The following is a 25555-nucleotide window of genomic DNA, read 5'->3' as shown; positions in this document are numbered from 1 at the left end:
GTCCTTTACCAGACCTCTTTCCGGCCTGTAATCCGAATTTAGATACAAGATTTTTATTCCGCCGGATGAGTGCATGCATGATATCACATCTCCTAACAAATCTGGTGGGATACAATATAAAACTAATTAGTTAGTAAAATGTCCCCAGCATTATCTCTTATATTTTAATCTGTTTGCAGTTTTATTTCAAATATCAAATGGCTCATACGGATTATAAAATGTGTCCATTCGGAAGAGTTATGTTCCCATGTCAGATTTGACGAATCACTCTGCAATCTGGTTCCGTGAATTCACTCGCAGGGCGTAACACCCCCCGAGTCCGTTCGTTAAGTGTTTGGAGGTGAATGGCTTGTATGGCTTTAGACTCATCAGTAAAATCGAGGTCAAGAACCGTCAAAAGCAGGTGTACTTCGTTAAAATAGGCTGGGGTCATGGAATCAAGCATGTGTTCTTCGATCAACAGGGTTGATGGGTCATTCCGGACGGGAAGCAGACGCTTAACCAAGAGGATATCCTCTACCCTGTACACCTGCCACCCTGCAGGAGAATGATGACAAATCAAGTAGTCTCCGGCAGCGCATACCAGCGACCCTTCAGGAAAAGCTATAGAGAATTGATCCATTGATCCCTCCAAGCCTATGGATAACACTCAGCACAACTAATTGCTTCACTCATATTGCTGCGTACTTTAAACACCGGTCTTCCCCTATAGGTAGCCGGTGTTTCGCTTGGATCATTGGACAGAGCGCGGCTTCGCGTGGGAGGCCGGAACCCTGGACCGGTTCCGGGTCCGTATACCCGACGACGGCCGTTTTTGGAGTACACGTCTGTGGGGTTAGCCCCATTTGCACCAGTCCGGCCGGCGACGATGTGAAAATCCTGATGATTTGGTGAAAGAACTGTTCCTCGGTCATCTTCCAAATGCAGATCATATTCCCAGAGCCAGAACTTTACTGCGCCGGCATCGCAGTTGTCTTCTGCCGGTGAGTATGGCCCAATGAAGTTTGCCAAAATTGAATCATACACGGCTGACGTCGGGGCGATAAATTGGTAAGTCCATGTCGCCAAACCGGCACAATTGTATGTCCTTAAATTGACGGAGGAATTGTAACCATTGTACCTGCTGCAAGAAGTCTGTCGCTGAATTTGACGAGATAGCCGACCATCGCTTTGCTGCAGTACGTGGGTAAGCTCATGTGCGAGCAGACGCTGCCCTTCCCGGCTACCGGGTTGATACTGCGATCCGGCAAAGAAAATATGCTTGTCGAGAGTAAATGCGCGAGCGTTGATTTCTCTGGCAAGGGTATGTGCCCGGGCATCGCTATGAACCCGAACTGAAGAAAAGTCACGGTCAAAGCGACTTTCCATGAAGGATCGGGTAGATGAGGGCAAAGTCTCACCTTGGCCGTAGGTCGCTTGCTGCAGAGCCTGCTCGAAGTGAGGCGTCACCGCACCGGTTTCTCCACTTGCACTGCGCTGAACTTCCTCTGCCGAGGCTCTCTCTGGAGATCCGAATTCGTGCTCTCCTTTGGGTGGGAACATACTATCGACCGTATCTTCAGGACGTAACTCCACTCGGTAGAGTTTGGGTTGTACACCTTGGGAAATATTGCCTATGGGTCGAGTGTAACCGGCCATCACAGAATCGGCTACCCGATCGGCTTCTTGCTCGTACCGATCATTTGGCTTACTGACAGTCAGCTTTGATTGAATCTTAAAGGGCACTTTGGAATATACCGGAATTCGGCTGGAATTGTTACCAAAGCGGTAACTTTGAGTAGTATTTGAGACGCCTTTAACATCCTCCGTAGGAGCTTGATTCCTGATCGTGCGCTGTAAGTGAAGGATCGAGCTCACCTCACGGCTCTGCCCACAGTGCGCTCGACCAGGTATCGTAGACTTGGTGGGCGTAGTCTGCTGAGCTGCCTTCGGTTTCTGTACAAAAGTGCGCATATTTAATCTCCTTTGGTTAGTAAATTGTCCCTATAGTTCAAGAGTTAACTCACTCCGGTGCGCCCTGTGTGCCAAGCTCGTTTAGGCGCGCAAGGATCGCTGCCATCTCATTGGCCACTGCATTCGCCTCATCGCGGACGCCATTGAGTCCATTCTCCATTAGAAATACGACGTCTTGGTTCTGCTCACGATCATCTCGGGTCTCGATGAATTGGGCAAGCAGTTCCCGGTATTGCGCTATCCGACTAAAATTCTCCCGCATCAGCGCAAATGCTTGGCCAGGCGCCCAGATGCCGCCATAGATATTGTAGCGCACGTTGATCACACGTACTGCCATCAACCATATTGGGGCGGTCGCAGCATTGCGCATCGCACCCACCGCACGTCCGAGAGTAGCTACCCCTTCCATACATGTGGTCAGCGCAGCGCCCTCAGCTGCCGCTGACCGGAAGATATCCTCCGCCAATGCCAGGAGCCTCTCGAGTCGCTGCAAACGTTGCTGCACGTCCGCTACGCGCTGCTGGAGGATGACCACCTCTTCCTCTATCGTGCGATCTGAGATCCGTTCCCGCAAGCCGGCCGAGGCCGCTCTCACCCAACGCTGTATGATGTCCCCAGGCATTCCCCGGAGCGAGCCGAGCTCCCTACGTGCAGAAGCGTCGCCACGAATCATACGACGTACCAAGGCCAGCTTCTCTGTGAGAAATGCTTGAACTATCGACGCCCCTGCGGCTGCATCGGCGTCTCCTCGATGGATTTCTGACTCATGTGCCAACGCTGCGTGGGCGATCTGGATCCGTAGTGCCGTCTCAAGGTGGCTGAGATCCACCTCGCTCTCGTGCGCCGCGACCTCACCTATTGCTGCATCCCCGACCGAACGTTCTGCTTCCTGCACCAGTTGAGCGATGCTCTGTCCGAGATACCGCCGTCCGTCCTCTCGTTCCTCCCCACGCGCCAATGCCCTCAGTGCGATAATCATGTCTTCAACGGCCGCTGCCCAAAGAGAATAGTGCAGTTCTTCCTCTTCGCTTTGGGATTCCTGGTGCCACTCCACCATACGTTCAATGCCGGCCACTTCAATCTGAAGCTCGCCCACCCGTTGTGCAGCATCCCTCCGCTCCTCCTCGCTTACCACTCGCTGCACCAATACAGAGGTGTTTTGAAAGCTCCCAAGGTTGGTAGCATCGCTTTGCTGTAATACATGCGTCAATTCGTGTGCCAGTAGGCGTCGACCCAAGGTCGTACCCGGCATATATTGATTTGTTCCAAATACTATGTTATTTCCAACAGTGTAAGCACGTGCACCCAAAGCCCTTGCAGATTTTGCGGCAGGGGAGTCCGTATGCAGCCGCACCTTGCTGAAGTCGTAACCAAAACGTGACTCCACAAATTCGCGCGTTCTCAAATCCAATGGCTTCCCAGGTGAAGATAATACTTCCTCAACAATGGGTGGAACGGTAACCTCTATAGTGTCATGCTTTTGACCAGACACAGTTTGTAAATGAACCTTTGCACCGTGCTCTTTTCTATACTTACGCCACGATAGACCGCTGGTAGCTTGGTGCTGTGGGTGCGGTTCAGGCATACTCATCACCTGCTCAGAAATACGTTCGGCCTCCTGCTCATATTGGTTACCCCGGACATTTACCTTTAGCTTCGTTTGCACATTATTAAGTGCCGTAGCTTGAATTGGTATTTTGCTGGAGTCTTGGGCTAATCCAGTTGATGAATTTGTTACCGAACACGCATTGCTATTCAGTGTTGCGCTTGATAGTAATCGCAGGCCGGGTTGATTGCCTATTGTGCGTTGCAAGCGAAGAATAGAGATTACATCGCGGCATTGTTTTGGGAATGCTCCACTGGACTTTTTAGACTTGATATGGGATGTCTGCTGAGTAGCTTTGGATTTCTGTATTAATGTACGCATGATTGATCTCCTTTGGCTCATCTCTGGTGCCTCTCGCGGTAGAAACCCCAGTCACCAGACAAGACCTCATTAGAACCCATCGTGCCCAATCAAGACAATAGACTCACGACCTATCCTTTTAAGCCTTGTCACCCCATCAGCAATACCTCGGACAATTTCTGAAGGTCCAAAATACCATGTTCTCAAGGCTTGGAGTCCTTATGGTAATTTTCGTACCGTTGGACTTCAAGCCCGAAAACCTTTCAAAGGCAGCTTAGCCCTCGTTCTGGCATGATCTCCTTGTCTAACCTATTATCCTAGTGTTAGCAGTTTTAATCAACCCGGTTGCCGTTTCGGAGCTGATTCCAATTTTTACAAGTCTTTCCAGGTCCATGGTGGCCAGGGCAGCCACTGTCCGGATGTTGTTTCTCTCCAGCAATTTCAGGTCTGCACTGCTGATGCCGGACAGGGTGGAGACCGACTTGGCGCCTGCGAGAAGGGGCTGGATCTGTTCCTGCAGGGACTGGAACTCTGCCACGCCCTTTTCCAGTTCCACAACTTGTTTGCTGCTGATTTCGGCTGCGGCTTTCACCGCGACCAGTTCTTTTTCCAGTTCGGCAACCTTTGCATCCGAGGTCTGCTTGGCCGATTCCACGGCAGCAAAACGTTCTTCAACCAGGGCCTTTTCCTGCTGCAATTTTGCCATTTGCGTTTTGAGATCTGAAACCGTGTCGGTGGTTGCAGCTTCTTTTTGTTTTACGGCATCTATCTTTTCCAAAAGCCTTTCATTGGTTATGAGGGCAGTTTTTTCTTCAACAAAAACGCCGGGTTTGTAATTGTATTCATTTTTCAGGCTGTCTTTGAATCCGGTCTGATTACTCAAACCGAACCCGATCGCTTGGGTCACCTGTTTTTTAACCACTTCTCCCCCTTTTGAAGAGAGCACCGATGCAAACATGGCTGGATTGGCGTGCAAGGCGGATTTGGTCATAGTCATTGCAGCGGGGCTGACCGCAAGGCCGGTTTCGGGTTTTTCGCTGATATAATCCGGCATGACCAGGCAGCAGAGCTTTTCCACCACCCAGGCGACGAGCCCTTCTACGGGTAAAAGGGAAAACCAGTATGACATGGCCGGGAACGTTTTGACATATTTTCGTTTGGTAAAATTGCAGATTTCATAAACTTCATCATCCGCCAAAGTCAGGCAACCCAAATACACCTTGTCATCATCATCACATTCCGGGCAGCGGATCAGCAGGTGGTGGCAGAAACAGTCTTTCAGGTATTGGGCAATGCCGGAACTTAAGCTGAAAAAAGCGGAAATAACCTCTTTCCTGTAGGCGGCAAGGGTTTTACTCTCCTTCTGGTATGCCGGTAAGTCATAGTTGAATATCGTGATGGACTGGCCCGTATGATTGAGAATCACAACCTGCTCAAGTTCGCTGTTAACAATGACTTCAACGGGTCCGGCCTGGACCGGGATGCTGTCCAGGAGCCCTTTTTTTATGAGTTTGGGGTCACTGGGGATATATTGCAGGTCATGCATGGCAAACCGGGAGGCAATCACGCCGTCAAGCTCCTTTGAGGAAATGTACGAAAGATCCACTTTTTTGGCTGCCCCAAAAGAATGCCGTTTTTCGCCGAACCAGTTCATTTGCTTGTTTTCACCATATTGAATATCACCCATATCAAATGCGCACAGAATTTTTTTATCGTTTTCATCAATCACGACAAAGGTCTGTAAATCGGTTACAATAGATCCCCGGGCTATTGTAAATTCGCTCCCCCCAATGACCTGTGTTGAAGGAGATATGTCGAACCCGTCGCTGCCCGATGCCGGTTTCTCATTAACGTAGAAATGAAGCATGGCGGGTACTGGTTGTTCTCCAGAGGGGCTTGCATTAAATACAGCCATGGCATTGTAACGGCCTTTGGCGCAGGACAAAGCATCTTTATCTTTGTCGGTTACAGGCGAGAAGGCTGTTGCCAGAACCTGGTTGCTCATCTTGTCAAACCGGATATGGCCGGAAGCCGGGAAAATCCAGTCCGGATTTCTTCCGACCTTCCCGTCTTGAAATATTTTGTCCAGTTCCAGAAAAAAAACACCGTCACACAAGGCCACCGCATATAAGTGTTTTCCCGACCAGGGAGAAAGCCCGATCCGGGCGATTTTGCGCCCTGCCAGAAAGGCTGTCTCCCAATCCATTTTTATCTCACACTTTTTATCCTCGGGTGCAGCAAACTGTCCGCGCAGGAACAGGGTATTTTCCTTTTGTAAAATAACAGAAAGATGAATCATGCCTTTTTCACTCACCGCAAGATCGGTAATGGTGCCGTCCTCGACCTTGGGCACATCCACATAGCCGATTAGATCCCCCATGCAGACAGGATTCAGGTATTGAAATACAAATATCCGGGAACTGTTGCGCTGCCAACCGAATAGAATTCGGCCGTCGGGGTGAAGGCGGACATGATCCAGGTCCTCAGGGGTAAACCAGGTGCATCGGCACGCGGTTTTCGGGTTGAACGGATAGTCCGGGAATTCATTTTGTTCAAACTGGGCGCAAAAGGTTTTACTCTGCAGATAGTCCTGAAGCCGGGCATAAAGATCCCGAATCAAGGCATGTTCGCAGGGGGAGACGTTGAGAACGGTATTGGACGCACCACCGGCGGCATCGTTGAAAACCAAATTGGCAACGGCAAGCCCCCGCCGTCTTGCCGGCGGCAGCAGCTTCTTTCCGCACAAAGTCCGGGTACACCTGGCAATAACCTCATCATCTTCGTCCATGCTGAGTTTAAACATGTTGATCAGATCCAGGATGCAGTCCTGATAGAAGTCCATGAGCAGGGTATCAGAAAAAATTTCAGACCAGCCCTGTTCCTGAGTTTCCAGAACTTCAATGCCCACATCCAGCTTTTTTTCTTCACTGGATTCAATATAAAGGCAAAGTCCCATCCTTTCATCCCTTGATGCCGGTTCCGGATTGATGCCGGCTTTTTCCATCAGTTTGGGGATATTAAGGGTCGCGGCCTTTTCCAGAATCAGGTCACGGCCCTCACAGTCCAGGGCATATCCGGGCTGCAGCACCACGGAATCCGGATTTTTTTTGCTGCATTCCAGTGCAAGCCCGCAAACGATTCCCCAGCCGTGCAGAAACTTATTGTGCCGGGAAAGGTCATTCTGTCTGCACAGGGTATCCAAGGCGTCCTGAACAGTCACAGCTTCGGGCATGGAGCAGATTTGGTTGTCAAAACAGATATCTTCCGCCCTTAGTTCGGTGAGGCTTGGAAATTGGACAAACCGGCAGGGGTCGTATTCGTCGCAGCTGCTGTCTCCGGCAAGTACCATGACATTTTCATCAAGTACATCCACCAAGGTCAGATAGTGGTGCACTTCCCCTTCGGGCAGGGCCCCGGTTCCTGCGGTATCCCCTTGGAGCAGGACGTCTCCCTGCCGGTGGACGGACTCCCTGACCGGCACGGTCCAGTAATCGCCTGCGATCATATTCAGGTCTCCCAGTTCCAGAGACAGGGTGATCATACGCAACTCAATGGCCACTGCCGCCCCGCCCTGGGTGACATGGCCCGGGTTGCCGGAACCAATGCCACGGCCAAGGTCAAGGTTACCCTCAAAGCCTTGGGTGACCTGCCAGTTTGAACCCTCTTTTTCGATTCTGCACCAACCGTCCCATCGGCGCACACAGGTTTTTGCTCCGGGCGATGCGGATGAAAAATCGTTTTCCAAAGCCGGGCGCAGCCCGTCGATGCTCCGCGCACCTGCCCCGTCCCGGGCCAGGTGATTGCCCAGACGTTTTTCCGTGACCTCATCAAAATATTCATACACATATTGACTGCCGGAAAAATCAGGAGGGACATCTGTCGTCTTGTAGGCTTCTGCCCCGTTTTCCGAAGACCACTTCAGAATAATCCAGTCGGCACGGTTGTTCTCATCATAGTGAACATCATGGATTTCCGCCCGGAACAGGTAATTGCCGACCGGTTCATTGAGTTCAAGCTCATCGGCACAGGGGTCACAGGGATCGGCCCCGGCGGAAAGGCTTCGCAGCACCAGGCCAAGCCGGGCATTGCCCATGGTTGGATTGATATCTTCGCATAATGGGTCCAGGTCCCTGGCGCACCACTTGACCTGGGCCATGGTCTGTGTCCGGGCCGTGGTGTCTGCCCCGTGGAGTCCCGGGTCTCTGAGCATGTCGTCTTCAAGCCAAATGACGGATCGCTCCCAGACATCCACATAAAACCGAAAGTCGCCATCCGGCAGGTCCGGAGCCTGGGGATAAAAGAGCTGGCTGGCATAGTTAAAGGATTCGGAATCCGCTGTTTCATCGGCGGCCACAACTGCCGGCACGCCGTCTACGTAGACACGGCCCCAGAAAAGACCGGGGCTGCCGTCAGCAGTGATCCTCACCAAGCCCCCATGCCGGGGCGTGCCGCTGCCGATGACATCTCGCAGGGCCTCGCTGACCCGGTCCCTTGCGATAAGTGCCTGTTCGGTGAGATCGGAATCGGTCAGCATCCTTCCCTGCTGATGGCATACAGATGAATAGTGTCTGCCCTTCTGCCTGCTGTTGCGTGATATCTGTATTTTCATTCCTTAGATTTCCTTTTTCATAAACTGTTCAAGGCGGATGTTTTCAGGCTGAATCACTTCCCTTAAAAACCTTCCGTCTTCTATTTTTATTCCACTTCTCCCGGCAGGTCATGCAGGGAACCATCGGGAATTGCCACAGCCGTCATCCCCGTCGGCAGATAGCTTTTCAGTTTGGTGATCACGGCATCCTCGCCGGTGGCCAGATAAAGATGGTGGCATGCACCCATTTCCCCGCCGTCCTGGGCACCGGACCTTATGGATTCCTGCGTTGCCGGATGCAGTACGCCGCAGCCGGGAGTTTTGTATTCAGTCGTAAAAAATACGGCAGACACAAACGGACAGCGGTAAACGGTCAGCTCTCCCGGGTCCTGCTCCGGTATAAGACTTGAGTATCGAACACAGCCTTTTCCCGGCAGGGATGCAGGATCATGGTGTTTGCGGATCTGCCCGTTGAAAATGCAGTCACTGGCGTTTAATTTCTGGGCAATGGTGGTGGTCAAAATTGTACTGTACTGCAAGGAGGCAAGCCCCCTTGCCGCCTGCACACCTTTGAGCAGACAGTCATTAACGGTCAGCACGGACTGTTCCAGGTCTATGCTGTGGACTTCTGCATTTTTAACCGCACATTGATTCAATGTCAGCCGCCCGGAATCCACCTCAATGGTGTTGGTGAAAATAAAGCCGTCAAACTGCCATTCTTCCGGCTCAACCGGTCCTGTGCCGTCAGGCACCTGCCCAAGCATTACCCGTTCATTAATCACAATAGGTTCAAACTGTTTTCCGGTAAGGCTCATATTCCTGAACACGGTCGTATTGCCGTTCTTTTCCACCGTTGCAATGCTTAAAAACTGCTCGTTTTCAGCCAGACCCTCTTCCCAGTCAAAAGTTCTTTCCGCAGGTACGTCCGGGAAAAATCCCGGGTGCGTCGCCGTAAAGATCAGCACCCGGCGGGGATGGAAATGGCCCCGTCGCCAGCCGGGATTCCTGAAATCCACGGTCCGCACGGACGGGTCGTCAAAATAACCGGGTATCCAGTCCGCCTGGCGGGTGTCCACCGGAAGCAGGCTGTGTCCCTCATTGCAGTTTGGGGCCCCGTGCAGGCAGCTCTGGCGCCAACGGTAGGTTTTCCCTGAAACCCGGCTGATCCGGGCCGCCGGATTGTCTTCCTCGGCGGCCACGGCAGAGGCCCGGCACCGCAAGTCCACCGTCCCTGGGGCAAGGGCAGGATGTCTCGCCCACATAGGCGCAAGATCGGGTTTCCGGGTCTGCTGAAACGAATTAAAATCATCCTGAAAGGATGCGTTCCCGGTGTACCCGTAACCGGCCGCCGGCAGCACCGGCATGCCGATACGGGCGGTGGTCGCTACCCGTTTCCATCCCTCGTGCACCACGGTTTCCAACCCGCCCACGGATTCTGCAATTTCTTCCACAACCTTTAGCGTGCCCTTTGCCTTGCGCCAGGAAATGGCTTTGGCAATTTCATCTCTCTGTCCCTGCTCAAGGGGAGAGACCATGTGAACATCCAGCAGGTCGGCAATATAAGGCAGAAGCCACTTCTGGGACACCAACTCAAAAGAGTCATCGTCGTCTGGGAAGATGTCGGCATACCGCTGCAAGAGTGTTTTATGGAACTGATCAAGCAGCACCCCGGCGCCATTGAGAAATTTTTCTAAATCTTTGCTCGTATCCCGCTGCCGGTAAATTGTGGGCAGAATATGATAAAGAATTTTTTTATGATCCCGTTTGGGTATTGGATTGTAGCTTATGCCCATCTTTTCTCCCTAAATTTCGTAATCCCGGCTGATGATCTGCATCGGAACCTGGTCAATATCCAGGCAGAGCAGCTGAAACGGCTGAACCGCAACCTTGCGGATCAACCCTTGTTCATCCCTGTGAAGCCGCGGAGTTAAACCTGCATCCATCGTGTCGAACGGATCGGACAGAATGGTGCAATGGCTGTTTTCAACCCCTTCCACCTGTTCCAGAAGTGCAATCACTTCACTTCTAAACAACGGTTGTCCTAAACGCCTTTGGCGGATATTTAGATTGTCTTTTAGATATTCAGCCGCGTTTTTTCCCACCTGATTTTTATCCCAAGCCGTCTCATCCACCATGAGGGTGACTTCCAGTTTCATGAATAAAGGACTGTAGGACACCACGGAAACCGGTGTGCCGGGGATGCAGTGTGAGGATAGGTAATTTTGAATCAGAAGCGCCGTGTCTGACCCCGGTGCAAAGGGTTCACCACCGGCCGCCACAACGACCACTTCAATCAAGGATCTGCCGGGTCTGTCCGGCATTTTCTCAAAGGCCTGGGCCTGCCAGACCATGCTGTGATGGGCAGCCAGATGCGTAAAATCATCCAGGGACACGGCCCGTTTCATGGCCAATACTGTGGCAGGTCCGTTTTCCCGCATGGATTCACCGGCTTCTTTTTCCGCCCCTCCGCTGCTTGCCAGGGGAGCCGCAAAATTGTCAATCAGGGAATGGGGTTTAAGGATTTTCACAAGGGAACCGGCTTCAAGATTTCCGGATTCTCCATACCCGTCTCTGTAGCGCACCCTGACGTTGTCGATACCGGTGGGCAGTCTGCGTCCCTGTCGGCCGTCACCGAAACAGACAGAGAGCCTGCTGTCTTCATCCACCTTTACCTGAAAATGGTGGTCTTCGGCAGATGAGAGGGAGAGGTCTTCCACCTGCTGCCACTGCCGTTGTCCGACGGTCAGATCAATGTCCGCCCGCACACCGGTGCTGAACCCGGCATCCGCCACCCAGGCAATTTGATCCGAGGGCAAAGCAAAGATCTGGTTGGGTTTTGAGGCATCCCCGCTGCCAATGATCTTTTGGGGTTGGGTTTCCCCGTGGCCGGCCTTTGCCACGTTGCCGAAAACTTTTGTATTGTTTCGGGTAAATCCTGCTGCCAGGGGATCGTAATGAAATGGCGGCGATACACTGATCTGTAACGACCCGGTGACGGACACCTCTTTAAGATCAACTACAAAAGCCTGGCTATCAGATGCGCAGATCATTTTTTTCCCCAGCACCAGATGCTCGGAAACATTCGCGTTATCCAGCTCCAGGATCGTCACAGCATCGGTGCTTTCACTGCTCCAGGCCTGTTCGCTGTTGAGGTCCCCGTCTTTGTGTTTCAGGATTTGCTCAAATACCCCTTCCAGCAAACTTATCCCGAAACAGGATGGATTCAGTTCAAGCTTGAACCAGTCTTCATCCGTGGAGATCTTTTCCACCCGGCAGGCTTCTATGGTGTCGTCATCCAGATGGATAAGGACCCAGTCCCCGGTTTTAATTTTCGGAGGTTTCCCGGAAAATCGAACCGGTTCCGGCTGAACCTGAAGGATACTGCCCATGGCGGATTCATCCGGATACAAAAGATCGCCGGCATAACCCGTACCCCCCGTATCCACATAGAATATTTTGACCTTTTCACCCGGGTCGCCAACTTTATAATGGGTTGTGCTGATGGATCGAAGGCCTGCCAACCTGTCCACAAAAAATTTGAATCCGTCGGACATCTCTTCGGGAAGCACATGGATAGGATCACCGCCTTTAAGGCCGTTGTGCCTCTGCCGTTTAACGATCCTGGCCCGGTGGATGTTTTTTCCCGAATCCGACGCGCTAACATTCTGTTCAAAGGCCATGTGTGCAAGCTGGTTAGAACTGACTTGCACGGCCTTCCAGCCATAAGCGCCATCAATGAATAGGATCTCGTCTTTGGCCACGGCCACATGTTTTTCGAGAAGTACGCTATTTTCACCATTGGCCAAGGGCGAAGAGATGAAGGATGGTTTGAGATAAAGGGTGGCTTCATGCAGGGTCAACGGCGTCCAGCTGTTACCAGGCTCGAGCACCAATTCCACATAATATTCCGAGCCCCTGCCGGCCACAAAAGAGACCTCAACCCCCATGGCGGAACTTTCTCCTGCCAAGATGCCTTTATCCCCAATACTGATGTCCTGGGCCGCTTCATCCAGATAAAACAATATTTTTCTGGTGGCAGAGTCGTACGCCAGAAACTCCGGATTCTGATCCCATTGAAGCAGGTGAAGCTGATTGAGGGTGTCGTTTCCCACAACTGTATCCCGGGTTTCAAAAATAATGGTCTGCTCACCCTCACCGGGTTTGTTCTTTACGGCAAAACCCTTGTCGACTTTGCCCGAAGTGTTTTCCTTGTAAAAAAGGGCAATATAGGTCTGAGCCGAAGCCGGCGGGGAAGGCCTGTAATCCAGAAGGCCTAACAGTTTACGCACATTATCCCACTCCACTGCCGTGGACAGATAGGCTTCATTGCCATAGGCATTGATATACTCGCCCAGAATGTGCGAACTTCGGGCAAAGCTTCTCAGGATTTCCCAGGCATAATCGCGCCGGTCGTCATAGTACTGTTTTTTTAACCGTTTCCGGGTCTGCAGCCGGGTTTCGCCAGCCCTTTCGGGAAAACGTTCGATCAGTTCCGGCCACTGGGGTCTACCCGACTGGTCGAACTCTTCAGCCAACTGCAGCCGGAGCGTCTCCAGAAAGGTAACGGCATTGCCGTCCACATACCGGAACCGGCTCAAGCCCGCCCGGTTCCAGCGGGTCAAATCATTTTTTTCATTCAGCGTCATCCGGGTTTTCCTCCATGCAGGATAATGTTGAGCAGGCCCCGTTCCGGCATTTGGGCATCATCTTCTAAAACGGCCACTTCATGGCCTTCCAAAACAATCCGGCCGCTTCCGGACTGGTCGGCATAGATGGCACCGATCCGCTTCATTCTGTTGATGCAGACCGATTCAATGCCCTCCTGGACTGTGAGCACTTCAATGATATCTGAGGCCACGACATCTTCGCCAAAGCTTAAATTCCCGGGGGCAAAAAAACCGTCAACCGGGTCAATGAGCACTTCACGGATCATGTCACTGATTTCGGAACGGTAAAAATCTCCCTGGATACGAATGGAGAGCTTGAGCACAATACCGGCCAACACAGCGTCTTCCAGCAGCACCTCCTGGCCGATCATCCGCTGCTGCTGGATGATATCCTGCAAAAGGCTTCTGGAGGTTCTTCCCCGGACATCCGGGACATCGGAAATATTCTGCTGCCGGTAATAGGACGCCAACTGCTCATTAAAAAGGTTAAAAGCTTCCTGGACATCATGGCCGTCAGGCGCAATTTTTTCCTCTGTCAGTTCCTCATCCAAAAGAAGATTTTCAATCAGGCGTACAACCACATAATGGGTGTCCCAGGAACCGGTCCACCGGCTGAAAGCGTCCACATCCAGCACCAGGGGGTGGCCGGACAGCTGGTTTCGATAGTCTTGAAGAGTGACCATACGGTGCTGCTGATGGATGGACCGGGGACCTTCCTTTTTGGCCTGTTCCATAAGGTGGGGGTAATACCGCCACAATCTTTCCAGCCGGTTGTTGTCTCCGTCGGTAAGCTGACTGACCCGGTCCAGCAGCTTCTCATCCGTGTACAGGATCGGGTCATATCCAATCATCTTAAGCAGCCGGCGCACCGTGTCGGGTCTTCGGGCCGTTTCCAGAAAGGATTCGGCCTGGACCCGATCGTTCATGTCCGAGAGTTGATCCAGCACCACGGCAAGGGTTTCCACCAGCACCACTTCCATGTCTGCAGGGGTCCAGGACCGTCTCTCCGGAAAGCGGGCGGCCAGTTCTTCCAGCATGAACAGACGGTATCCGTCATAGTCCCGGACATCCCAATCGAAATCATCACCGATTTCAGGCAGGGGGGGCGGCAGTTCCGCCCGCCGCTGTCCGCAGTCGCCGCAGCCCTGGGTGTACGTCAAGGTAACCTTGGGTTCATCTGCCATCAGGTGCCTCCATTCAGTAAAAATTCCAGGGTTTCCGAATGCTGCAAGGCAGCCATCTGATAACCAATGATAATCTTCAGGGTTTCATTTTCTCCTTCCACCTGAACAGACAGGGATTCTGCCAGGACCTCTCCTTTTAAGCTTTCCGCCAATGTGGCCAGCAGCCGTTTTTTAACCACTTCCCACATGGCTTGGTGGTTGGGCTCAAAAACCAGGGCCATGGCACCGATACCAAAATCGGGCCGGTACCACCGCTCTTTGGGGTTGGTAAACAGAATCTGCTCAATCTGTTCACGCACATGGGCAGACCTGCTGCTCACCGCACAGCCCTGGTCTCCGATACGAAAAGGAAAACTCGTATAATCTTTATTATTAATCTGTGTTCGGGTTACTTTTGCCATTTTATTTCACCATGCTTGTCATGCTCAGGGTGCTGAACTCACCCTGGGGAATGGGAGGAGACGTGGGCGAGCCCGGCGCCGTACAGGTATGCATGTGGGTGGCAAACAAACTTAAAAAGCTTTGTCCTTTTATCAGGGGTTCCCCCCCTGTTCCGCCCACGTTCACCATGCTGCCTTCAATGCTGATGGTACCTGTGCTGGTAATGTTGACCCCGCCACCCTGCAGTGCGATCTCATTGCCGTTGCAGTCCGTGACCGTGATCCCTGATGTTTCCATAACAATGCTGTTTCCGCTGCTGTCCGTGATTTCTATGGAAGAACCCGAGGCGTTCAAGGTCACGGTGGAACCCGCAGCATCGGTCACCTGTACCACGCCTTCGGGATCAATCTTAAGTTCGGCATCCGCAGGGTGGTAGAGCCGGATTTCTTCTTCTCCTTCGGTGTCGTCAAAGGAGAGGATCTGACCGGAAGGGGTTTTGAGCTGGCGCATATTGGGAGACCGGTCCGCAGCTTCCGCGGGGGCATCCCCGCTCTGCTGCCAGGTGGTCCCGGTCCAGATGGGGTGATTCAGGTTTCCGGCCTCAAACTCCACCCAGACCTGTGCACCGATTTCCGGCACCATGAACAGGCCCTGGTCGGCCAGACCGCCAAAAGGCAGACAGGGTTCGGCCCAGTGGGTCACGGCGTCAGACCCCATGATGGCCGGCACCTGCAGGGTCAGTCGGGCCCGGTTTTCAGGATCCTGGTTGTCCACCACCAGGCCCCGGTACTTTCCATAATATCTTTCCTGGGAGCGGATGACGATATTTTCAAGGGCTGGTTCCATTATAATATTCCCGCTAAAATGTGATCATCGCTGGTTTCATCACCGGCAGATGCATTGCGTATCAAGGTAAAGTCAACAAAATATCCCGTGGGATCAAAGGTGTGCGTGGTCTGATCCACATACCATTTTCCGTCGTTCTGTCCGGTTCCCCCGACTTCCACCATAGAGCCCGGCAGAAGAAGCGCTCCATAGGCCGTGCCGTCAAGCTTGCCGGTGGCCTTGAGCTTGAAGGAGGTATCATTGGCCTGGGCCTGTCCTCTCTGGGCGGCTTGGGTTTCCGAAGTCAGGTCTTCCGGTGGCAGACACCACTCAAACGTTTCCAGCCCGCTTTCGGAAGAGTCGGCAGACCGGGTGCCGAACAGCTCCATATCCGGTTGGGTGGTTTCCATGTTAATCTCCGTCCCGGACAAAGGCGCCGTGGAAAACCGGACCCGGTCCGGCTGATACCCGTCATATCCCACGTTAAAGCTCAGGCAGTTGGTCTGGCGGCCTGCCCGGACCATGAGCTTGGGCGTAGAGGCCTGGGCCGAGGTCTGGGGATTGCCGAAGTGAAGTTCCCGCAAACCTGCCTGCTGATCCCGCAGGTACCATTCATACTGGTTGTGCGTGGCCAAGCCACGGATAAACCGGTAATCCGTGACATTCTGATGGGTGTTTGCCAAGGGCAGGGAACTCAGATCCGTCACCAGGGTCAGGCCGTAAGGCCGGATGACCTCACGGATAATGTCCAGTCCATCCCGTCCTTCATCCCAGGTCACCCGCCGACAGTTCCGGTCCATGGCTGCATAAATATCCTGGCAGGTCAGGGTGATGGTTCCGGTGGTTCCTGACCGGCCGGTGTCCGTGCCGATCTCCTTGATATAGCCGCTGAAAAAGGGGGTTTCACTGTCACCGAAAACCACGATAATTTCAATCTGAGCCCAGGTCCGAACCTGGGCGTTATTGTCCATGGGCCAGTCCGCCCCGTCCCGCAATACCTTAAAGGTCAACGTGGCCTCGGCACTGCCCTTGCGGTTCAGCCGTACCACCGTGGTTTCCAGGTTCGGGTAAAACGCTGAAAATTCGGTGCCTCCGATCTTGACAATACATTCACCCGGGTGACGCAGATTAGATCCAAGCAGGCTTGCCAAGCTCATCGCTCACTCTCCCTTGCCGCAGGAACGGCAATGCAGTCCCCGTGGATACTTAAATTTTCATCCGAATCCCCGTTCGAAATTCCCGGCCCGGGCATGTCAAACCCGTATAAAAAATCAGGGTTCGCATCCAGTATCCGCCACCAGCGCCGGTCCTGTTTGTAATAGTCGGCTGCCATAAGATCCAGGCGGTCCGTATGCAGCAGGGTATGCTCGACTATCCCTGACGGCGTGGTCACTTTGCGTTCCCGGTATCCGTTAAACCCTTTTTCATCGCTGAAGCTGCGGGAGCTTTCGTATCTGGAATCCTTTCTTTTCATAGTCTCCTTTCATATGGGCAGGGGCACATTGAGCAGGTTGGCTGCGGCCATTATCATGCGCTGTACCTGCTCTACCTGGTAAAAGGGATTGCTGCTTTCCAGAACCTGAAGGCTGATGCCGGCCTTGGCCCGGTATGGTCTTAAGGAGGGCAGATGGGCCTGTTCCTCAATGTTCAGGCTGGTCATGAAAACCGGCAGGATATGGGTTCCCCACACAAACAACAGCACCGACAGATGTTCGTCCCGCTCATGGGCCCGGGTGCCGCTTCCGGTCAAAGAAGACATTATCTGGAAGGGACCCGGACCACTGGTTTTGGGTTCAAGCATGCTTCTTAAGGTTGCGATCTCCGGCTCTACCCCGGATACTTTTGCAACCTCGTGCATGATATGATTGGGGTCACTGAGTTTGTCCGTGGCATCCAGCAGGATATCAAAACTGATGGTCTCCGCGGCAGCGGATGCGGCCTGGCCGATCCGGTTGCCTTCAGCCGGGGTGAGAAAGTCAATGACCGGTAGGGCACTGCCGTCAAAATTGACTGTACGGCTGCGGGTCATGGATTCCGGATTAAATTCAAATTCCAGGGCCAGCGGCGGCAGGCTCAGTGCATATTCCACCAGCATCCCTTTGGCGGTTTTTATCATATTTCATCTCTCCTGAACGTCGAGGCTGAATGAGTGATAGACGCCAGACGTTTGGACAATTCCTGCCCTGCCCTTGCGGCATTGCCGGAAAAATTGCCCTGTACTTTTACATCCAGATTTTCTGTCGATGTCAGCCCGGATGCATGCGCCTGGACCTGTTCGGCAATTTTTCGGGCCAGATAAACCGGATCTCCCTGCCAGCCTTTATTTAAGTGCAGGGTCATTTGATCAATTATTACCGGTTGTGAATTCATGTTATTCTCCCTTTAATACGGTTTCGGGCAGGTGCTGAGCCAGCTCACGCAGTTTATTCTTTCGTGTACTACCGTCCGTTTTTTGAAGCACCCGCCAGACACCGGAGCTGATATGTGCCATATCAATGGGTTTTTCCTCTGATGCGGCCAGAACCGAGGCATGGATGGCCGCATTTAAAATTTCCCCGCCGGACAGGGGAACGGCATCGGCTGCCAATTGAAGATCAAGGGACTTGGAAAGGGGGGCTTTTTTCGGAATCAGGCACTTCCACAGGGCCAGACGCTGTTCGGCATCCGGCCGGGGAAATGTAATAACAAAATGGAAGCGCCGCTGGAAAGCCGGGTCAATGTGCTTGCTCAGGTTGGTGGTCAGGATGCATGGGCCCCGGTGCTGTTCGATCCGGGACAGCAGATGGCTGACCTCCATGTTCGCGTACCGGTCCCGGGCCTCTTTTACGTCGCCTCGTTTTCCCATCAGCGCATCGACTTCGTCAAACTGCAGCAGGACCTTCCGGTCTTGGGCCGCGTCAAACAGCGCATTCAAATTTTTCTCGGTTTCCCCGATGTACTTGCTGACCAAAACCCCCAGGTCCACCCGATGCAGGGCCCAGCCCAGATCATTGGCAATGACGCTGGCGGCAAAGGTTTTCCCTGTTCCGGACGAACCGCTGAAAAGCGCAATGGGGCCGCCCAACGGTCTTGCTTCCCATTCCTTTGTCACACGGTCTGCATAGTGGATCCACAGCAGATACTCCTTGAGCATCTTTTTCTGGGGTGCGGGAAGAATGAGATCTTCCCATCCGGCATCCAGCGTGACGGATACGGCGCCGGGCAGATGCAACGATTGTTCCGAAAGACCGGACAGAAAGGCAAGTTTTGCAGGATGAGGTTTGAGCTGCATCATGGGGCCATACCCTTCTGTTTCTATCAGTCCACGGACCCTAAGTTCCCCTTGCGCATCCACCAGGTGCCGGGCTGCGGCGTAATCCCCGGTGCTGAACGCCAGCAGGCGGTATAAAAAGGCAAGGGAAGTAACATCGCTTCGCCCCTGCTGCAGGTCCTGGTAGAGCAGTGCCACGTTGGGATCCAACGCAGGGGCATAAATCCCGGCCAAAAGATCCAGTGCCAGGTCCGGGAGATTTTCGGCGCCTGCCCGGCTCCAGGCAACCTGCTCTTTGCGCAGGCATTGGATATGGTGCTGGATTTCTTTAAGTTCTTGAATCAAATCCGGGGAAGGCTGTCTGCCGGCCCGGGACTCCACCAGGCACAGACAAAGGATTTCAATCCTTTTCCACTCCCTGGACAGCCCCGCATAGGGCATCATTTCCAGCACGGCCGACATTATGGCACATCCCTTGTAATGGTAATCAGCAACGGGTTGCTCCGGATGTGCAGCCCGGCTGCCGGGTCACTGACATCTACCCACGCATTTGTCATTGGGTCCAGCTGAATGCGCCGCTCCACGAACAGCTGTACCTGCCAGTTGCGGCAGGTTTTATCCAGTCCTGTCAGATGGGTTTCGGCCAGCGTAAAGATGGCAGCACCGGCGGCAGGCTTTGGGTCCGGCAGCGCATCCATATCCAAAACTTGGGCATCAGCGGTAATTTCATCAATGGTATCAATCTGGGACCATTTGCCGCTGTTCTGATCCGGTTCAGGATTTTGAAAAAGCTGGCCCACAATATAAAGGTCCCCTGTTCTGGCGGTATCTCCGGCAATCCAGATATCAATTTCCGGGAAATCACTGAAATCCGCCTCATCCCCGGCACCGTCCGTTACTTCAAAGGTAAGGCTTAAATGGGCGGTCCGACTCCCGGCCCCACCGGTCACCATGACCGCAGCAGGAGCCCACTGGGGATTTTGGGTGTCAACAGTGATGGATGAGGCTGCCGGGAAAAGGGGTTGCCGGTCTCCCGGCCAGGACCGGAAACGATTTTCAATATCCCCACCGGCGTCCACGCCGATGGAGGCGACGCGGGCGGCTTGAGCCGCAGGTTCATTAGGCTCCACAGGTGCCAGGGCAATCTCGTAGACCACGGAAGGACGATAGATGGTATCCCCCTGGGATGACCAGATCTGGTTGATCTGATCATCGGCCAGCGGGCGGGGAATAAACTGGATGTGCCACAGTTCTCCGGTGTCGTCTCCCCCAATGAGCATAACGGGCTGCTCCTGGAACAGCCGCATGACCTGGGACAGCATACGCAGTTCATTGACCCCGGCTGAAAAATCAATTTCACCGTCATCATCGCCGTCCTCATCAATACCAAAGGCCGTAATAAAACAGACGGTTTTCAACCACTGGACATCTCCTGGCCGGGCATCCGCATCAAAGCCAAAGGGCTCAAAACGATAAAAAAACAGATTCAAGGTATTTTTTGAATGTTTAGAAGCAAGATTGACCCCGGGCGCCCCGATGGTAACGGAAACATCCCAGTCGACCGGGGTGGTTTCCAGGCCTAAGGTTTCGACGTGCCCCCGGATAACGTCGCAGATCCTTGCCAGAGAAGATGTGGGTAAAGCCATTTTATACCCCTTTCAATCCAAAAGTATTTGGCGGCGGCGCAGCCGCCACCCTGCCCTGCCCCGGCCGGACATTGGTTTTCGACCGGTCTTCCACCAGCACATTGATGTGCCCGATGCGCACCTGGGGAACTTCCCGGGCCGGCTGCACAGTTTTGGACAGACTGTTGTGAGCGGGTTCTGCCTGGTGGGGAAATATTTTTTCCAGGCGGTGGTCCGACACTTCAACCCGAGCTGTGCTTTCGTTGACGCTATTTTGTTGTTCAATCGGACTCGTTTTTTTCTGCGGGATACTTCTTTCGGGGTTTTTGCCTGAATTTTTATTTATAAATTTCATCGGCCGGACAGGCTCCGGAACCAAATCCGGATTCCGGCTTGCATCTTCGAACTCACCTGTTTCATGCATTTCTAGGTCCGACCGGCTTGCCAAATCAGGATCATTCCGGATTTCCGGATTTTTTACCGGACCCATTGGCTCCTCCCGGTTCGAATCATCTGTCCCGGAGATATCACCGGCAAAATTTGTTTTAAAAATTTTAACAGGCCGCTGCCGAACTTCCTGGTTTGCTCCCGGGCTTTCCGTTTCCTTTAAAGTCTCAGAGGCATCGATACCGGACGTCAACGGCCGGAACGCAACCCCTGATACAGCGATAAATTCTTTTTCCGGCAGAGAATCGTTGGAAAACCGGATTTCAGATGCACTGGGTTCGGTTATAGGTGAGACTAAGGCGTGACTTTTTTCGGAAAAAAGGACCGGACGTTCATCCAACTGACCGGCTGGGGCCTGTTCATTAGAGGACAGGAACGAATGTTTTCCCGATTCACTCTTTCGAGCCGCAGGGGCATCGTCCCGGATCGGTTGATGCAGATCCGGCAAGAAACTTCCCAGGCTGCCGGATTCGGACAACTGTTTTGCCGGCTGCATAATATAATGGATATATGTTTTCAAAAAACTCATGAAGTTTCATTCCATATTTTTACCAAAGTTTCTGCCTGTCCTTTGATCCCGGATGCATGCCAAGGCTTTGTTCAATCAGCTGGATGTAGGTTTTGCGCCGTCTGCTGGGCAGGGATAAAATATCATTTTCCGACCAATGGTAATGAAACGCTATCGTGTGAATTTCTTGATCCAGGCCCCTTCCCGGCTCTGTTATCCAGCCGTAATGGTCAATAGGCAGATCCTGGTTCAATTCACAGTAGGGACAGGTGGTGGTAATCCTCTGCCCTGCTTGGGGGCTCATTTCATCCAGTGTCCGGTCAATCTGCAGTTGATCTTCCCTGCTTAACGTATCCGCATCCACCGGTTCCTGCCCCACTGATACCAAGCGCCGTACCAGAATTTTCAGAGCAGATTCCGGATCACGGGCGCTGCCGGCCACAGCCTCTTCATCGCCGCCGTTGGGAACCCGGATATCGACCTTGCCGATACTCAAAAGGACTTCAGCTTTCGGAAATTGCCGACCCGCCGGTTTGACCGGGATCTGGTCGGCCTTCAGCTGAAACTGCACCGGTTCCCTGCATCCCCGGCACGTCCGGGTTAGCCACCGGGGCCCGGGATGCAGAGCACTTTGCAGTTGAAGCATCAAAAACTCCCTGTCCCCACTGCATAACTGCCTTACCCGATCTTTGCTAACTTTTTGGCCCGCAATACGTTCCACGGCATGGGTCAAAATCCGGGTGACCTGTTCAGCAAGGCTTTGAATCCCGCGGCCACTTTCGGCAACTTCTCTTTCAAGCCGGCCGGTAATGGGGCGCAACAAACAATCCCGGCGCCGTTCACCGTCCAGCAACAACCCTCCCGGCAGTTCTATGCAAACCATGGGCCTTTAGGATTCCGTAGGTTCGGTAACGGCCGTATCCCTTTCCCATCCTTCATGCTGCAGGGTGATGCTCTGTATGCCCACGGTGTTCATGCTGTTGGAATCAAAATCCGGAAGCGCCTGGAACTCCGATACCCAGGCGCGGTACAGCCGGTAGGACATGGCCACGGCACCCTGGAGGTTAAGCACATTGATCACGATGTCCTTTCGATAATTTACTAAAGAGATACCGCCGTCTCCCTGGATATTGTTGACCAGATTGGCCCACTCTTCAAACACGGGATCATGGGTTAATCCCTGTTCCAGAGTGACGGGCTCATAGGATGTCCCGCCGGGGATGACTCTTTGGTGGGATGGATCTCCTGCCGAACGCCACTTGACCTGCTCTGTTGTTTTTTTCAGTGCCGTCATTTTCTGTAGACCGGCCACCGGTCGGCCGTCAATCAGGCATTGAAATTTAAACGTCCTGTAGGGATCGAAACGATGGGCATTCACCGCAAACGTTGGGGCTGCCATATTTGTTCTCCTTAACCTTTTCTTTTATTTGTTTACTCTTCACCGACCTTCTGCTGGATGCGGACAATAACGAATTCTGCAGGTTTAAGCGGGGCAAACCCTACCAGCACAATCACCTGGCCCCGGTCGATGTCCCCCTGGGTCATGGTATCTCCTAAACCGCAGCGCACGAAATAGGCATCACTTGCCTTCTGTCCCTGGAAAGCGCCGGCCCGGAACAACCCGTTCATGAAGGCACCGATGTTGGCTCGAAGTGAACTCCAGAGGGGGGCATCATTGGGTTCGAATACTGCCCACTGGATGTTCTGGTAGATACTTTCCTCAATGAATATCGCCGTTCGCCGCACAGGAACATACCGCCATTCCGGATCCGCTTTTGTGGCAAGGGTCCGGGCACCCCAGATCACCGTTCCATAACCGGGCAGGTTGCGGATGCAGTTCACGCCCACGGGATTAAGCTGGTCCTGTTCCAGGTTGTCCACCTTGAACGCCAGGGAGGAGGCCCCGGTCAGCTGGGTTTCCACGCCTGCCGGTGCCTTCCAGACCCCGCGCTTGCCGTCGATTTTTGCCCACATGCCCGCGGCAATGGCCGAAGGCGCCACATTCACCGTGGCAGCCGCATTGGGATTTCTGTCCCGGTGATACAATGGATTGGACATGCCCACCCAAGGATAGTACAGGACCGTATAAGTGGAGGTGGGCAGGGACATGTCTGAAACCGTATTTGACGTCTTAAGTTCCAGGGTTGACGGCGGGTCAAGAATAACGACCCTGTTTTTCTCCTTTTCGCAATGTGACCGGGTGGCGTCAATAATGGGGTTACCGCTGCCGTCGGCAGCCCAGTTTTCTCCCGGTAAGACAATGATGCTGACATCCCGGTATTTTCTAAGCGTCTCTTCGTAAAATGTTGAATAGTCGGTATTCGAAGGCGCGGTCTGTTCACCGTGCTCCAGGGCCAGACCGTCATCATTGCCGTCCCCGTCTCCGTCATTGTCAGTCACTGTGGGCAGGGTCACGCCCCCGACAGATACTTCGATCAGGGAAGAGGCTTCATTCACCACACCTTCTGCATACATGTCGTCGGTGGGGTCCAAGGACAGCTTTTCATAGGCAGATTCCAGGGTGTAAAAGGTTCCGTCTTCATTTCTGGCGCCCACTTCCATGTCAAAATCATCGGCACCGACCCGGGTGATCCGGATATAAAGATGATTCCCCCAGGGGCCGTCTCCCTTGGCATCGACGGTCAAGTCCCCGAAATCCCGTGTGGCCGTGTCCGAGTCCGTGGACAGCGAACAGATGTAGGCTGCCTTTCCGCCATTCTGGTAAAAGGCCTGGACCGCAAGGCCCATGGCATCGGACGAGGTGAGAATCGGACCAAACAAATCCAGGTAATCGTTCATGTTGCCGATCAGGACCGGATCGCTTTGGCGGCTGTTTCGCTGGGTTACACCGACAAAGGCGGCTGTGGACGTGGCAACACCTTCTATGGGCCTGGCTCCGCTCGGGATTTCCTCCACATAGACGCCTGGATGCAAATAACTAGGCATAATGGATATCTCCTTGTAAACTTAAATAAAAACGACAAAATTATTTTTTGTGTTGATTGTAAAATCGTTTATTCTTACACCAGCATCCGACCGATGAGTATTTTAAGCTCTACCGTTTTGCCGGCATCCGTGTTCTCCAGGCTCAATGTGGATAGGTCCGAACTGAACCGGGTGATCAAATCACCGAACAGCAGCAGAGGTCCGGTAAGCTTGTAGGTATTGCCGTTACTGGTCACCTCGACCTTGCCGTCGTATAGACTGGACCGTATCCCCAACACGCTCAGTTTGCCTGCATCTGCCAGTTGCAAGTCCAGATCCACGGTTTCGGCCGGCTCCAGTGACACCGGGATGCTGGTAGATGCACCCACATCAATTTTGCCGGTATCCCCCAAAGTAAACCCGCTGGATGTGTTCAAGCTGATATTCCATGAAGTCTGTTCCATAGATGTTCCTTTCTCATTATAAAATTCAAGAAATCTGCCATGGACCAAAAGCACGGCGCTTCCAGGCAGTCAGCCTGTGGAAAAAGGATGGTGTAACTATGGAAAACCAGATACCGGAACGCCGTTGTTTGTCTTTTTTATAAAAAAGTCTCCAGCAACTAACTGGATTTTTTCTATCTTTGTTGTGGGCCAAAGCCTGGGTGTAGATAAACCAAGGACGGCCAATGGCCGTTATATTGCAGAAAAGCAGGCATATTCAATTCAGGTCGGAATGGGTGAAATGATTGCCCGAAAAGCCAAATGAAACACGTCGGGAGTCTATTTCATCCAGTGTTAAAGCCAGTCAGACGGAATTGTTCTCTGCAAGCATGAACTATATAAACTTGTATCAATTTCCAATTTGTTGTGCAAGAAAAATTCCAAAATTGCCATGGGAACACCCTGAATCAGTGCGAGTTCTATAAGAAAGTCTCCAGCAACCAACTGAATTCTTACTATCTTTTGTGGGACGAAGGACGGCCCATAGCCTTTATTAAAAACTTATGGCTATGTTCCCTTTAATAGTTGAAATTGCTCCAATGAGATACTCAGCAAAGATTCTGGCAATATACCTGGGCGCTGCTCAAGTGAACGCCGCCATCCAAGATAATTTTGTAAATATTTCGTAGCAACTCCGTGGAATCGGTGCAGCCAGCCTTTAAATCGGCTGTGATAGGCATTGACATTTTGGAGGTGGAAAGCTCCTTTAACTCTGCCACCTTTACTCAGATTAACAACCTCATGAGAAAAATTTTCAGCATCGCAAAAAGTTTGATACGCAGTGTGTCCATCA

General features: G+C 52.8%; 22 protein-coding genes. 1 reads left to right on the top strand and 21 read right to left on the bottom strand.

Translation table 11 applies throughout. The features are described from left to right. Positions 1–250 precede the first annotated feature (250 nt). From B147_RS0117655 to B147_RS0117560, 20 genes are all read right to left on the bottom strand, one after another. Positions 251–562 (bottom strand): hypothetical protein, encoded by a 312-nt coding sequence (locus B147_RS0117655; protein ID WP_157237936.1) that lies wholly within the window; start codon positions 560–562, stop codon positions 251–253. Between the two features lie 74 nt (positions 563–636). Beyond that, on the bottom strand, positions 637–1953 hold the full coding sequence (locus B147_RS30495; protein ID WP_020588528.1) for an eCIS core domain-containing protein: 1317 nt from the start codon (positions 1951–1953) through the stop codon (positions 637–639). Between the two features lie 49 nt (positions 1954–2002). Beyond that, the gene (locus B147_RS30490) at positions 2003–3880 is read right to left on the bottom strand and encodes an eCIS core domain-containing protein (RefSeq protein ID WP_020588527.1); all 1878 of its coding nucleotides are present in this window, start codon (positions 3878–3880) and stop codon (positions 2003–2005) included. Between the two features lie 283 nt (positions 3881–4163). Then, on the bottom strand, positions 4164–8468 hold the full coding sequence (locus tag B147_RS30485) for a DUF6519 domain-containing protein (RefSeq protein WP_020588526.1): 4305 nt from the start codon (positions 8466–8468) through the stop codon (positions 4164–4166). An 86-nt stretch (positions 8469–8554) separates the two neighbouring features. Then, positions 8555–10240: a phage tail protein gene (locus tag B147_RS0117635; protein WP_020588525.1), complete on the bottom strand. Its 1686-nt coding sequence runs from the start codon at positions 10238–10240 to the stop codon at positions 8555–8557. A 9-nt stretch (positions 10241–10249) separates the two neighbouring features. Next, positions 10250–13093, bottom strand: a complete 2844-nt coding sequence (locus B147_RS0117630; protein ID WP_020588524.1) for a baseplate J/gp47 family protein — start codon at positions 13091–13093, stop codon at positions 10250–10252. Next, positions 13090–14298 (bottom strand): hypothetical protein, encoded by a 1209-nt coding sequence (locus B147_RS0117625; protein ID WP_020588523.1) that lies wholly within the window; start codon positions 14296–14298, stop codon positions 13090–13092. The genes B147_RS0117630 and B147_RS0117625 overlap by 4 nt, the downstream gene beginning before the upstream one ends. Beyond that, entirely contained in the window at positions 14298–14699 is a 402-nt protein-coding gene (locus B147_RS0117620) for a GPW/gp25 family protein (protein ID WP_020588522.1), read from the bottom strand. The genes B147_RS0117625 and B147_RS0117620 overlap by 1 nt, the downstream gene beginning before the upstream one ends. A gap of 1 nt (position 14700) precedes the next feature. Beyond that, positions 14701–15525: a phage baseplate assembly protein V gene (locus B147_RS0117615; RefSeq protein ID WP_020588521.1), complete on the bottom strand. Its 825-nt coding sequence runs from the start codon at positions 15523–15525 to the stop codon at positions 14701–14703. Next, the gene (locus B147_RS0117610; RefSeq protein WP_020588520.1) at positions 15525–16661 is read right to left on the bottom strand and encodes a hypothetical protein; all 1137 of its coding nucleotides are present in this window, start codon (positions 16659–16661) and stop codon (positions 15525–15527) included. Before B147_RS0117610 ends, B147_RS0117615 begins: the two co-directional genes overlap by 1 nt. Next, entirely contained in the window at positions 16658–16978 is a 321-nt protein-coding gene (locus B147_RS28765) for a hypothetical protein (protein WP_020588519.1), read from the bottom strand. The genes B147_RS0117610 and B147_RS28765 overlap by 4 nt, the downstream gene beginning before the upstream one ends. 9 nt (positions 16979–16987) lie before the next feature. Further along, complete coding sequence (locus B147_RS0117600) at positions 16988–17620, bottom strand: hypothetical protein (protein ID WP_020588518.1); 633 nt, start codon at positions 17618–17620, stop codon at positions 16988–16990. Further along, the gene (locus B147_RS0117595) at positions 17617–17874 is read right to left on the bottom strand and encodes a hypothetical protein (protein ID WP_020588517.1); all 258 of its coding nucleotides are present in this window, start codon (positions 17872–17874) and stop codon (positions 17617–17619) included. The genes B147_RS0117600 and B147_RS0117595 overlap by 4 nt, the downstream gene beginning before the upstream one ends. Position 17875: 1 nt before the next feature. Further along, positions 17876–19216 carry an ATP-binding protein gene (locus tag B147_RS28760; RefSeq protein WP_020588516.1) on the bottom strand — a complete coding sequence of 447 codons (1341 nt, stop codon included), beginning with the start codon at positions 19214–19216 and terminating at the stop codon, positions 17876–17878. After that, positions 19216–20400 (bottom strand): Pvc16 family protein, encoded by a 1185-nt coding sequence (locus B147_RS0117585; protein WP_020588515.1) that lies wholly within the window; start codon positions 20398–20400, stop codon positions 19216–19218. Before B147_RS0117585 ends, B147_RS28760 begins: the two co-directional genes overlap by 1 nt. A 1-nt stretch (position 20401) precedes the next feature. After that, positions 20402–21355 carry a hypothetical protein gene (locus tag B147_RS0117580; RefSeq protein ID WP_020588514.1) on the bottom strand — a complete coding sequence of 318 codons (954 nt, stop codon included), beginning with the start codon at positions 21353–21355 and terminating at the stop codon, positions 20402–20404. A 19-nt stretch (positions 21356–21374) separates the two neighbouring features. Next, on the bottom strand, positions 21375–22217 hold the full coding sequence (locus B147_RS0117575) for a hypothetical protein (protein WP_020588513.1): 843 nt from the start codon (positions 22215–22217) through the stop codon (positions 21375–21377). A 6-nt stretch (positions 22218–22223) separates the two neighbouring features. Beyond that, positions 22224–22733, bottom strand: coding sequence for a phage tail protein (locus B147_RS0117570; RefSeq protein ID WP_020588512.1), 510 nt, complete (start codon positions 22731–22733; stop codon positions 22224–22226). Positions 22734–22765: 32 nt separating this feature from the next. Beyond that, complete coding sequence (locus tag B147_RS0117565; RefSeq protein ID WP_020588511.1) at positions 22766–24280, bottom strand: phage tail sheath family protein; 1515 nt, start codon at positions 24278–24280, stop codon at positions 22766–22768. Between the two features lie 74 nt (positions 24281–24354). Next, on the bottom strand, positions 24355–24723 hold the full coding sequence (locus B147_RS0117560; protein WP_020588510.1) for a hypothetical protein: 369 nt from the start codon (positions 24721–24723) through the stop codon (positions 24355–24357). Positions 24724–24799: 76 nt separating this feature from the next. On the opposite strand from B147_RS0117560, the gene B147_RS0117555 reads away from it, so the two are divergent. After that, positions 24800–25027 carry a hypothetical protein gene (locus B147_RS0117555; RefSeq protein ID WP_020588509.1) on the top strand — a complete coding sequence of 76 codons (228 nt, stop codon included), beginning with the start codon at positions 24800–24802 and terminating at the stop codon, positions 25025–25027. A 242-nt stretch (positions 25028–25269) separates the two neighbouring features. Here B147_RS0117555 and B147_RS31520 read toward each other — a convergent pair. Next, positions 25270–25555 (bottom strand): IS1595 family transposase (locus tag B147_RS31520; protein ID WP_245569043.1); only part of this gene is annotated, 286 nt, incomplete at its 5' end.

The sequence above is a fragment of the Desulfobacter curvatus DSM 3379 genome, from assembly GCF_000373985.1.
Taxonomy (GTDB): Bacteria; Desulfobacterota; Desulfobacteria; order Desulfobacterales; family Desulfobacteraceae; genus Desulfobacter; species Desulfobacter curvatus.
The sequence above is the reverse complement of the archived record's forward strand: the minus strand, read 5'-3'. Positions and strand labels throughout refer to the sequence as shown.